Source organism: Abyssicoccus albus, assembly GCF_003815035.1.
Taxonomy (GTDB): domain Bacteria; phylum Bacillota; class Bacilli; order Staphylococcales; family Abyssicoccaceae; genus Abyssicoccus; species Abyssicoccus albus.
On the sequence record NZ_RKRK01000002.1, the window covers coordinates 643,792 to 656,628 of the forward strand.

General features: G+C 28.9%; 12 protein-coding genes. 2 read left to right on the top strand and 10 right to left on the bottom strand.

Going from position 1 to position 12,837, the window contains the following annotated elements; genetic code table 11:
- Positions 1-12 precede the first annotated feature (12 nt).
- The 7 genes from msrA to EDD62_RS03100 all read right to left on the bottom strand — a co-directional run bounded on the left by msrA (position 13) and on the right by EDD62_RS03100 (position 5,529).
- Complete coding sequence (gene msrA / locus EDD62_RS03070) at positions 13-534, bottom strand: peptide-methionine (S)-S-oxide reductase MsrA (RefSeq protein ID WP_123807489.1); 522 nt, start codon at positions 532-534, stop codon at positions 13-15.
- A 199-nt stretch (positions 535-733) separates the two neighbouring features.
- The gene (locus tag EDD62_RS03075; protein WP_123807490.1) at positions 734-1,459 is read right to left on the bottom strand and encodes a lysophospholipid acyltransferase family protein; all 726 of its coding nucleotides are present in this window, start codon (positions 1,457-1,459) and stop codon (positions 734-736) included.
- 108 nt (positions 1,460-1,567) lie between these two features.
- Positions 1,568-2,062 (bottom strand): dihydrofolate reductase, encoded by a 495-nt coding sequence (locus EDD62_RS03080; protein ID WP_123807491.1) that lies wholly within the window; start codon positions 2,060-2,062, stop codon positions 1,568-1,570.
- A gap of 116 nt (positions 2,063-2,178) precedes the next feature.
- The gene (locus EDD62_RS03085) at positions 2,179-3,132 is read right to left on the bottom strand and encodes a thymidylate synthase (protein ID WP_123807492.1); all 954 of its coding nucleotides are present in this window, start codon (positions 3,130-3,132) and stop codon (positions 2,179-2,181) included.
- Between the two features lie 499 nt (positions 3,133-3,631).
- Positions 3,632-4,066, bottom strand: a complete 435-nt coding sequence (locus tag EDD62_RS03090) for a BrxA/BrxB family bacilliredoxin (RefSeq protein WP_123807493.1) — start codon at positions 4,064-4,066, stop codon at positions 3,632-3,634.
- A gap of 97 nt (positions 4,067-4,163) precedes the next feature.
- The gene (locus EDD62_RS03095; protein WP_123807494.1) at positions 4,164-5,342 is read right to left on the bottom strand and encodes a virulence factor; all 1,179 of its coding nucleotides are present in this window, start codon (positions 5,340-5,342) and stop codon (positions 4,164-4,166) included.
- Positions 5,329-5,529: a zinc-finger domain-containing protein gene (locus EDD62_RS03100; RefSeq protein WP_225971386.1), complete on the bottom strand. Its 201-nt coding sequence runs from the start codon at positions 5,527-5,529 to the stop codon at positions 5,329-5,331. Before EDD62_RS03100 ends, EDD62_RS03095 begins: the two co-directional genes overlap by 14 nt.
- Before the next feature lie 322 nt (positions 5,530-5,851).
- Here EDD62_RS03100 and EDD62_RS03105 point away from each other — a divergent pair, with 322 nt between their 5' ends.
- Complete coding sequence (locus EDD62_RS03105) at positions 5,852-6,541, top strand: queuosine precursor transporter (protein WP_077140268.1); 690 nt, start codon at positions 5,852-5,854, stop codon at positions 6,539-6,541.
- A 44-nt stretch (positions 6,542-6,585) separates the two neighbouring features.
- A complete protein-coding gene (locus EDD62_RS03110) occupies positions 6,586-7,035 on the top strand; it encodes a ribonuclease HI family protein (protein ID WP_170152758.1) in 450 nt (149 codons plus the stop codon).
- A gap of 183 nt (positions 7,036-7,218) precedes the next feature.
- Here EDD62_RS03110 and EDD62_RS03115 read toward each other — a convergent pair whose 3' ends face one another.
- The 3 genes from EDD62_RS03115 to EDD62_RS03125 form a co-directional block, all read right to left on the bottom strand.
- Entirely contained in the window at positions 7,219-8,109 is an 891-nt protein-coding gene (locus tag EDD62_RS03115) for a 5'-3' exonuclease (protein WP_123807496.1), read from the bottom strand.
- A 114-nt stretch (positions 8,110-8,223) separates the two neighbouring features.
- Positions 8,224-9,216, bottom strand: a complete 993-nt coding sequence (locus EDD62_RS03120; RefSeq protein ID WP_123807497.1) for a sulfurtransferase — start codon at positions 9,214-9,216, stop codon at positions 8,224-8,226.
- Positions 9,217-9,312: 96 nt separating this feature from the next.
- Entirely contained in the window at positions 9,313-12,786 is a 3,474-nt protein-coding gene (locus tag EDD62_RS03125; protein ID WP_123807498.1) for a dynamin family protein, read from the bottom strand.
- Positions 12,787-12,837 lie beyond the last annotated feature (51 nt).

Sequence of the window (12,837 nt, forward strand, 5' to 3'; positions counted from 1 at the left end):
ATATTCATTCAATTAATTCCAATGAGATTCTATGAATTGCTTTCGACCAGATCCTTTATAAAATTGATTATAATGGCTACTTTCTTTTTTATAGAACTCTTGATGGTAATCTTCAGCAGGATAAAAATTCTTATAAGGCTTTATTGGTGTAATAATAGGTTTATTAAATACTCCAGATTGATCAATAGAATCTTTAACTTGTTCAGCGATTTCTTTTTGTTGATTACTATGATAGAAAATAACTGGTTCATACATAGTACCTCTATCACCAAATTGCCCATCATTATCTGTTGGATCAAATGTTTTGAAATATATATTTAGCAGTTCCTTATAAGTCATCTTTTCATTGTCAAAATGAATCTGAACTGCTTCAGTATGTCCTGTTGTACCACTACCTACTTGTTCATATGTAGGATTCTCTACATGTCCACCAGCATATCCACTAATAACATGATTAACCCCATCAAACGAATCAAATGGCTTAACCATACACCAGAAGCATCCACCAGCTAAAGTTGCAATTTCTTGACTCATTGATACCACTCCTTAGATATTAAAAAATTTAAATATTATAGATTATAAATATTATTTTTTAATTATATCTGAATATTATATATATACAAATAATTTGATTGTATTCTCTATATTTATAATAATTGATATTTTATTAGAAGATATTCATTTAAAAGCAATGCATGTTTTATTAAGGTAATGGATTAAAGAATAAAATAATTTAAAGTTTTTCATACTCATTTTTTATTTTGTGCTCAACCATCGTCGTAACATCTTGTAGTGATTGTTCTTTAAATATCGAAGGCTCAATTGGCTCAAGCATTTTGATTTGTACAATTCCTTCTTTAATCATATTGTGATCATTTTTCTCCATTATCTCACTCGTTCCTTTAATTACGACTGGAACGATATTAACTTTTGCTTTTTGCGCCATTTTTAACGCACCTGCTTTAAATTCTTGAATTCCTTCTCCCTTTGAACGTGTACCTTCTGGGAAAATTAATATTGAATATCCATCATTAAGATTTTGAATTGCAGATTTAAGCATTTTCACACCACTTCTTCTATCTTTGCGATCTATATATATACAATGCATTAAATCCATCCAATCTTTTAAAAAGGGTATTTTCTCTACTTCTTGTTTTGATACAAATCCAAAAGGTTGAAGAATTGTACTTATTAACACTGGAATATCGAAGTTCCCTTCATGATTGGCAACATAAAGTACAGGTTCTTTATAATATGGTAAATCTCCATGTACTTTCACTTTGACCCCTGCAGTATTTAAAATATTACGTGCCCATAACTTTGGTTGAAGTTGAGTAAATCGATTGCGCTCATGGAAGTCTTCAATGTATTGCTGTTTCCTCTTAACTTCATTTAGTTTGAAACTTTTTAGGCCAGCAGCACCAATAATTGTAAATAATACTTTTGCAGTATGTAGCATTTATTCACCTCATTTTAAAGTAATGTAATTCACACATTGTATAAAATTAAACAAAATTTTTATTCTATTCTTTCTTCTTTATCATTTTCTTACTTAATTTATTCTTTATTATTTTTTCTTCCTATATTTCTTCTTTAAATGTAAATGCTCATAAGTCAATGACTCATTCTTATTTTTATTAAATTTTTCTGATGAAATGATTTCAAAATCTTCTAAGTTATATTCTGGAAAAAAAGTGTCACCAATAAATTTTTCGTGTACGAGTGTGATATACATTTCATCAATTTGATCTATTACTTGCTGATATAAGTTACCTCCACCGAATATAATCGGCGAATTGTAATTATTCAAATCTTCTATGCTATGAATTACTTCAATATCAAATTGATGATCATTATTAAATGTTTTATTTGAAGTTAGGACAACGTTAGTTCTATTCGGTAACGGTTTTCCCAACGATTCAAATGTACCTCTTCCCATAACAATCGTTTCACCAGTTGTTATTTGTTTAACTCTTTTTAAATCATTAGAAATATGCCATGGCATATTTCCTTTCCAACCAATAACATTGTTTAAATCATGAGCAACAATTAATTTCAACATAAATACCATCCTTTTAAAATTTATATTATCGATTTTATTGTTGGTTTTCAATATTAGCTTTTATAATGATTTTTCTCTTGCTTTAATGGATTTTATACCGGGTAGTCATTCAAAAGCTAAACTGCAATTGGCGCTTTGATTGTTGGATGTGATTGATAGCCTATTAATTCGATGTCTTCAACTTCTACTTCATCGAATGAAGTGAAGTTATAAATTTTAATATTTGGGAGTTCAAATGAGTTTCTTTCTAATTGAGTATTCACTTGTTCTATATGGTTACTATATATATGTGCATCACCCATCGTATGAACAAATTCACCTACTTCTAAATTGCACTCAAGTGCCACAATATGTAAAAGTAGAGCATAACTCGCTATATTAAATGGGACGCCTAAAAATACATCTGCACTTCTTTGATATAGTTGCAAACTCAGTTTATTATCTCTAACATAAAATTGGAACAGTGTGTGACATGGTGGTAATGCCATAGAATCTATTTCTGTTGGATTCCATGCGCTTACGATATGTCTTCTAGATGATGGAGTATGTTTGATTGATTCAATAACATCTTTTAATTGATCAACCACTTTACCATCACGACCATTGAATGCTCTCCATTGCTTACCGTACACATTCCCTAAGTCACCATACTGATCAGCAAAATCATCATCATTTAAAATACGGTGTTGAAAAAGACTCATTTGTTCATCATATTGAGCTTTAAATTGTTGATCTGTTAAAATACGGTGTCCAAAGTTAGTCATATCTGGCCCATTATAGTCTGCTGATTTTACATATTGTTCAAAGGCCCATTCATCCCAAATATGATTGTTATGCTCTAATAAGTACTTTATATTTGTGTCACCTTTAATGAACCAGAGCAGTTCAGATACAATTAATTTGAAAGGTACCTTTTTTGTTGTCAATAACGGAAATCCCTCTGATAAATTAAATCTCATTTGATAACCAAAAATAGAATATGTGCCTGTATTTGTTCTATCATCCTTACTGTTGGCTTCATTCAAAATCGTTCTACACAATTCAAGATACATTTCATCGGCATGGTTCATGTGAATTACTCCTTTTAAATTAAGTTATTATCTATTATAATATATTTGATTGAGCTATTAATAGTAAGACTAACTTTAAAGTATTTGTTTTAACGTTTACTTCGAGTTAAGAATAAATAATTTTTCAAATTAACGGAGGTGTATAGAAATGGGTCAAGAATTATTAGTTGTTTCTGGATTGGCGTTATTAGCACTATATATGATTAGTTTATGTATTACAGATTAATATGCTGTTAATCAAAACATGAAATAACATATACATAACTATTATTAATGCTTACAATGTTAATCTATGGAAATCTTAATAAAGATTTTAACAGAGGTATTTAAAAGTCATTGTATATAAAAATAAATTGTATATAAGAATAAATAGAAGCTTAGCTTTACTAAGCTTCTATTTTTTTATATTTATGTTATTTTATTTAATATATCTATTCTTATATGTCTAACGATTAATACTAAAAGTATTATGAGCTAATTAAAGCCTATATTACATATATTAACAATGTTCATCAAATGCATATTTGATATCCATACATAGCTCTTGAATATCACGGCCTTCAATATGCTCCCTTGGGATAAAGTGCACTAATTGCTCTCCTTTAAATAAAGCCATAGATGGACTTGATGGAGCTTGTTGAATTTTTTCACGCATCGTTTCAGTTGCATCTTTATCTTGACCTGCAAAGACAGTGACAGCATAATCAGGTTTTGTTGGATTTTGACTATAGACTGTATTGGCAGAAGGTCTAGCAAGCCCACCTGCACACCCACATACAGAGTTAATCATGACGAATGTCGTTTCATTTTCACTCACTTTATTAAAGTGGTTTTCAACAGCTTCTTTTGTTTGTAACTCTTCAAATCCGTGTTCAGTTAACTCAGTGCGCATGCCTTTTACCATTTCATTCATATATTGTTCATATGGGTTCATATTCTATCCCTCTTTCTTTATTTTCAAAAAATATAATTAATAAATAGATTTATAATGAGTGTATATTTATATAAATTTATTAAAATACAAATATAGTTTACTCCGTGTTATTTCGATTTGAGATTTGCTTCCAAACAGACCCTTTCGCATCTTCTCCGCCTTCAATTCTATGAATTGCCATCTTAACTTGAAGTGCTACTTCATAGGCATCATCATCTACATGTTGATGCAATGTTTTTAACTGATCTGAATTTCCTTCATCATAGATAAACATTGCAGCACGCCAACGTACGAGCTTACTCTTATCTGATAAAGCTTTTTCCATGATTGGCAGTGCTTCCTTATACCCTAAATCACTAATACAATCTCCTGCAGTTCTTCTAACACTTACGTTCTTATCATCTAATGCTTGATCAAGATACTTCAAAGTTTCAGCTTGTTCAATCATTCCTAAAAGTACAACAGCAAATCGACGTACTTGTGCTTTTTCATCTTGCAGCGCGACAGCCAACAACTCATAATCACTTTCATCAGGTGTAGGAAAATGATCAAGCATTCGTAATCTCTCTTTCCAATCTGATGCTGCTTCAAATTCACTTAACGTTACTTTCTTCATTTCTTTTTTTGGTACCGTGTATTCTGTTTCTTTCGCTTGTTTGATTAAGTCATCTAATTGTTTGTCAGAATATAATGCTTCTATTTCTTCTCGTATACCATCAATCTCTTCGTTCATATTGCCATAACGATCATCAAAATGAATCCATTGACGCATAAATATTACATTATCATGAGGCAATGTTACTGTTTCAACAGCATCTAAAAAACGTTCACTCAATTGAATACGCTCTTCATTAAAACGATTTGACAATTTAATTTGGTAAGGAATTTCTTTGAAGGTTAACAATTCAACTTTAAATTCAAGATCCATTGTTTGTGTCGTATTGTCTTCATTACCTTGATGCATTTGAGCTGAATGAGTATCAGTATTATTATGATCAGACTTGTCATTGATTGAGTTATTTATGCGATCCATCGTTTCTTCAATTTTAGGAATAACTAATTTCCATTCAGCTTTTGGATGTTTATCAATTGATACAAAATTTAACGCATAAAAAATTGATGTTACTTCTTCGATTTCAAGCAATGCGTTAATAAATATTGGATTTGTATCTTCAATCGACGTATAAGTTTCTGATTTCATCTCATTTTTTTCTTCATCTAATACAACTTTCATCGTATTCGGACTTGGCGTAGGTTCTATATTAATAATTTTCATCGTATGCTCCTTTATGGGAAAGGTTTTGACCTAAAGATTGTATCTTTTGGCCGATCGAACACATCGTAATACAATATTGATGTGCACTTGTCCTTGATTCTGATTTAATTAAATGATGTTTTATTGAACAATCTTTACAATAATAGTCTTGCAAATGATCAATACGATGCATAATCTCTAAATTCAATTGATCATCACCTCTTAAATATAAGTATATCTAACCTATTCTATATTTTAAAGTAAGTGATTTGTCGGATTTATAACAATGGTATACAAATAGATTAAGCTATAGATATAGATTAAGTTTATAGTAACAGATCATTATAAAAAGTATCCCAACTATTGACATCTATTGATATCACTTTATAATTATCCTTTATGAGTATGTAGTAATAAATTTAAATTGTGTGTTACATTTTATTATTAATTAATAACAATTAATAATATTCATTAAATTAATCCATTATTTACCACACTAATCATATTTTATAGTAGAAAGGATTAAAGCTATGGTTATACTAACAGGTATTATAGAATTATTTATTATATTCACATTACTTGTATTAAGTTATAAGTTTTTTGGTCGTACGGGCCTTATATTTTGGGTTGGTTTTGGCATTATTATTGCAAACTTGCAAGTATTAAAAGCTGTTGACGTATTAGGGTTTGAGGCGACTTTAGGAAATATAATGTTCGCTTCACTCTATTTGGCAACTGATATATTGAATGAAAAATATGGCCGTAATGTTGCTAAAAAAGCTGTTTGGATGGGCTTATTCTCAATGATCGCATTCACTTTAATTAGTCAAATTACGTTAGTGTTCACGCCAAGTAAAAGTGATTTCGCACATGAACATTTAGAAGTTATTCTTGGTTTAGTTCCACGTATTGCCATTGCGAGCGCTATTTCATATGTCATTGGTAATTTCTTTGATGTATGGGTATTTAATAAAATAAGAACTTTAGTACGGGCAGATAGAAAATTTTATATTCGAGCGATTGGTTCAACTTCATTAAGCTCAATTATTGATACAGCATTATTTGCATTGATTGCATTTTATGGAACTTACCCAAATGAAGTTGTTTTGAATATATTTATTACAACATATATATTAAAATTGTTAACAACAGTATTTAATGTTCCATTCGGCTATATCGCTAAATCAATCAAACCGTTATCTGAACGTCAATATAAATGATAGTTATTACAATTATAAATAACAGATAGAAAGTAGGTATTATCGTGGCAATTATATACATTGATGCAGCAACGCATAATCAAAAAGGTCCTACCGCTATAAGTTATGTTATTAATAATAACAATCAAAAATATATTCAATCAAAATATGTTGGTGATCAATTTGATAACCATGAAGGAGAATGGCTAGCTTTAATTAATGCATTAGAATATGCAGAGTTATTATCCATTGAATCAGTCATAGTCTATACAGATTCAAAGGTTGTTGCAGACTCAATGGAAAAAGATCAATTAAAACATTCAAAGTATGAAGGATTTCATCTTAAAGCTAAATTAATTGCCCATCGATTTGAACTCTGCCTAGTCAATTGGTCAGCACGTAAAAAAAACAAAGAAGCAGATTTACATGCAAAACAATGCTTGTATGAAGCAATGCATTCATTGTCAGAACGTAATCAAAATTCATCATCTAGCCAAGATAAATTAAAAGATTAATATTAAATCATTTACTGAGTACTGAGAAAATATTTCATAAAAACAAGGAGTGATTTTCACTCCTTGTTTTTATTGTTTTATTATCTTATTAATATTAAATGTTTATATTTTCTATTATAAATTGATTGTTTACATATAAAGTATAATAATATTTACTAATATTCATTAATAAATTTAAGAGGTTTATTGATACAGACTTTGATAGTATTTTTTCGTAATGGTTAATGTATGTGCATCTAAAACCTCTATTAACTGTTGCTCAGTTTGAGTTAATCTCATATCATTTATAATATCGTTTATCACTAATGGGACTTCAGTATAAATTTTTGCAAGTTTGTTCGACAAAGTAAGAGAATCCATATCATCCTCGATTTTTTGTTTTTGTCCTTTCGTTAATGATTCAAGATTTTCCAAAAGATTTGAAATAGAATGATGTGTTTGAATTAACTTTAGTGCCGTCTTTTCACCGATTCCTGAAACACCTTTGTATCCATCACTCGTATCTCCCATTAATGCTTTAACATCTACAAATTGATTCGGTTGAATATTGTATTTTTGAATAAATCGCTCTTTATTGTATATGTTGTACTCTGTAAACCCTTTTTTAATTAGCCATAATTCAATATCTTTGTCTAAGATTTGTAGTAAATCTTTATCCCCTGATACAGCAATCACTTTAAAATCATAAGATAAATATTTAGCTAATGATCCGATGACATCATCCGCTTCATATCCTTCCACTCCAATATTACAAAACCCTATCTCCTCGCTGATCTTTTGAACGAGATCAAATTGTGGTATGAGTTCACTTGGAGGTGGTTGTCTATTCGCTTTATAATCTTCATGAAGATCATTTCTGAACGTATATTGACCTTTATCCCATGTAATAATAACATTCGGCGTATTTGTTTCTTTAATTAAGTAAAATGTATGCCTTAGGAATCCTTGAATTCCGTTAGTAGGAATACCATCTTGATTCGGCATAAAATGTTTATTTATAGAAGTTGCGAAAAAATGTCTAAACAATAATGCCATCCCGTCAATAATAAGTACTTTTTCTTTAGGTTCAACCATAATATATCTTATCCAATCTGTGTGATTTCGTTATATTCATAATCATATGTTATATTTTTCTTTTAAATTATTCATTTATTTGTTTATTTGCTTCATTACTTAATTTATTTGTTATTATTCAATATTATTTAATATTGGAAGGTCTAAAGCTATCCATTCTGAGTAACTACCGGCATATACAGTTGAAGGGACATTAATTAATTGTAGTAATACATACATCATACAAGCACTTAAACCTGAACCACAACTTAAAATAACATCTCGATCTTCTCTAATATCTGATTGAAGTGAACGGTTTACATTATACAAGTGTGAGTATTCAAGTTTTAATTGATTTAATTTTTGAATCGTAATTCGACCCTCATCAATATAGTGTTCATATTCGAGGTTAAAGGTTTGTGGAATATGACCAGCTGTGGTGTCTATAGGCTCATTCTCACCAATAAACCTTGCATTATGTCGTACATCGAGAATTAATGATTCTTGTTTTATTGCATCAAAAACATCCATATGTGTTGAAATCAAATTTCTATTTAATTGATAAACAAAATCGTAATTGATTACATTATCTTGTTCTGCCAAGACTTCTTGATAAAGTTCATATAATGACGATTTACCTTTTGACGTTATTTTATGTTGTTCCACTTCATCTTCCATAATTTCATGCAAATAAGTGAGTTGTTCATTTCTGTAGTTTTCTTCTAAATTTACAGTTAAATCAATATTATATTTTTGACGTAAGGAACTAAATGTTTCATTAAGTAAGTATACATTGGTGAACCCCATTAATTGTAATAACCAGATCATTCTTGCACTATAAATATCTATCCCATCACTATAAACAAGAAACTTTTGTGTTTCATGTCGCTCAATTAATATTGTAAATAATTTGTATAAAAAATTAATCTTAGGGAGAGGATGTCTTCCTGCATTGTATAAAACATCATCAGTCAATATTGGTTTTATTGGTACATGATATGCTCTAGGTAAATGAGTTTTTTTAAATTTTTCTTTTCCTAGATCATACTCTTTCATATCATTTTGACAATCCAATACGATAAAATCAGATGCATTGGCCATGTAATCTTCATAATATAATAATTGCATCTTAATTCCCCTTTAACTTTTAATCATATAAACTTTTTGCAACGGTTTTTACATTGCTATGTTTACGTACATTATTACTTTTTTTAGGCGTCATCATTATTTCTTTGAGTAATTCACTATTTCTTTTAAATGATCTCGTTCATAATCAGTTAATTGATTTACTTCTATGATTTTTTCTAATTGTTTTATTAACTCTTCTAAGTATTTACAAAGTTGCTCAGCTATTTTTTGCTTTAATGAGTTAGTGCTTTCGGTAATATGATGTTCCACAAAAGATTCATATAATTGAATAGATTCATCAACAATGGATTGAATTGAATGATCCATTTGATCCATATTCACTTCATTCACTGAATCATTTGCAATTGTTTTTATTACTTCTTTATCAGCGGTGCTTAATGATAAAGAATGTGCGTAAATTTTATTCACAAATGGTTCAATATCAATCATAATTGGTAAGTTATATGCTTGTATCTCGTCCATTAACGATCCACTGATAGTGAATAACTGCTTGCGAATCCCTTCAATAATCGTAAAATAATGGTTAGTATAATCATTAAATAACACATCACGATAATGATTAATAAATGCTTCTTTTTTATTGTCACGTTCATTAATCTCCAATTTATTCAACTTATATTCATCATAACTTTTCAAAAATAGTCGTTTGGCACTGTGAACAATAAATTGATCTATATTTCTTTGTAAAGATTCGTCCATTTGATCAATAATCACTGACTCATCATATGATGATAAAGTATTCATTAAGCTCTTTATCCGCTGATTATTTTTATCATTTGTGTGTAATATCATTTTATCTATATAATCAGATGTTTTTTCTAAAGATAAATTAATTTCTTCCACCATTCTATCATGAAGTTGTGCTGGCAATATATTATTAAGATATTCATACAATGATTTAATGTGAAGGTTATTGTTTTCACTTATTGCTTTATAACCACTTGTTGTAAACAGTTCATAGTTTAAGTTCATTTGATTGAGTCTAGATTTAATATAATGAACTACACCTTCTAACTCTTCATTGTTCTTTCTTAAGTCAATTGCATTCAAGACAATAATTAACGTTTTTGAAGGATACATCGATTGAATCTCTTTGAACTGTTCTAAAAATGCTTCATCATCTTTAGTGTAAGCGTGTTGATAATACATAATATACATTGTAATGTCGGCGTGTTGAATATGATTTATTGACTCAATATTATGTCTCTGATTTCCTGATTGAAATCCTGGAGAGTCTATTAAGCGATAATGTTCTAACAGCGGATGATTGTAAGATAAATGACACTCATTGATAAAAACTGAGTATGCTTCATCACTTGTGATATATTTTATATCTTCATCTGATAAAGGTTCAGATGTACCAAGTTTATCTGCAAATTGATTATATCTTGTCAATAAATTTACGACCCATTGATTATTTGGGTGATTACTTTGCAAATACTTTGCCATATCATGAGTAGGAATATCATAATCATTTAATATATGTTTCGCATCTTCTAATAATTGTTCTTTATCTTTATATATTACATAATTCTTATAATGATTAGATATATATACTATAGAGGCAGTTGTCGGATGTGCACTTGATGCTAACAAATTTTTATTGACTAAAGCGTTAAGTAATGTACTTTTACCCGCACTAAAAGCTCCAAATACCGATAAATTCATTTTATTATTTTTAAGGCAAATTACCTTCCTTTTTAATGCACTTTGAAATGATTGGATCGGTTCAAGTTCTTTATTTAAAATAATATCTAAAAGTGATTCATTGAGTTGATGTAATTTAGTTTGATTAACTAAGTCATCCTGACCTTCTGTATTATTTTCATGTTTTAAGGAATCCGATTGAGTGTCATTATATTTTTCAAAATCTACTTCACTAGCATCTAAGAAAGTATAATTTGTTAATTCATTTAAACGATCATCCATGTGAATATAGAAATGCTCATATGATTTATTTTCAATCGATTGCTTCAACTCTTTCATCATTTTTAATTGTTTTGCATTGTCCTTGGCTTCTTGTAGTTGCTTAATTAATGTTTTATATCTGTTTATTCTTTCATCTTCTTCATTTTTTATATCGTATAATTTTTGATTGTCATTTTTATTACTCATTTCATTATTATTAAATTTATTTGAATCTAATTGTCGATATAACGCTTTTAATTGAACTGATAAACGTTTTTTTATTGATGTCTTAACTTGTTTTATAAATTGATCATTAAAATTTTTGACATAAACATTTTGAATGTTAGGTGTTGTGACCTCAGTTGCTTCCAACAATGATGTACTGATAGATAAGTCTAGGTCTGATAAGTTAAGTTGTTGTAAAGATTGATTTACAGGCATAATGATTAACTTATTAATCTCTCTGTTAATATAATCCGTGATATCTTTGACCATTTGCTCCCTAATTTTTAGAAGCTTTTCTTTTTTATTAAATATCCCTTTAACTCGATATGATGAGTCAAAAGTCATTAAATAGTCCTCTAACATACTTCTTAATTGTTGAGAGAGTATGTAACTATTATCTACATATTCAATCAATTTTTCTTGCAAATAATCGATGAATGATTGTTCATTTGATTGTGCTAATAGTTCTAGGTTATTAGTATATCTATTGTTTAATTGTTCCTTCAACTCATCGATTTGATCTAATGACATATTAGAATGGACCTGTGAGAAAATCGGTTTTATTTTATTTACATAACTATTTATTTCATGTTGTAAATAATCTAATTGTTCTTTGAATACATTATCTTTCAATCGACTTGCGTATAGATCGTCAAATTGATTTTGATTACTCCAGTAATTGATTTGATCTACAAGTTTACTCATTTGATTATATTTTGAGTCATATATTGATACTGGAACAATATTTTCAACATTTATTTCATGCTGCTCAAGTGTAGTATAAATTGTATTCATAAATAAATCGATCGATTCATCTTTATTATGTTTATCTATTTGGCTAATAACTAATAAGATTGGGATATTTAGTTTATTCAATTCTTTCATCATATTTAAATTAACATTTGATAGCACATGATTATAATCTGCAACGACTATCACTACATCACTTGCCAATAAATATTTTTTTGTATGATGATCGTGAATCGCGTTAATGGAATCTATTCCTGGAGTATCTTGTATTGTAATTTTATGATTAAGCTTTCCTTTGTTTGAAAAATATTCAACACGATGAAAACTATAATTTTGACGATTAAATAGTTGAACTTCTTCTATCGAACTTAATTCAGTATACGTATTGTCAGTTAAAAAAACTCTTGGTGGATTCAAATCGTCTTGCATATGAATCTGTACAGTCTGACTCGTTGTTGGCACAGGTGAAGATGGTAACAATTCATCTTCTAAAAGGAAATTAATTAAAGATGATTTCCCACTTGAAAACTGTCCCATGAAAGATACAGTTAAGTTTTTATTGAACTCTTTTTCTAAAGCGATATTTAATTGTGACACGAGTGTCTCATTTTCTGATTTTTCGATTTCAACCTTTAGTTGATATAACTCTCTTAATCGGTTAGACATAAAGTTTCTCCCTAGATTATTATTTTTTTCACAAATTTAATTAAAAGCGTT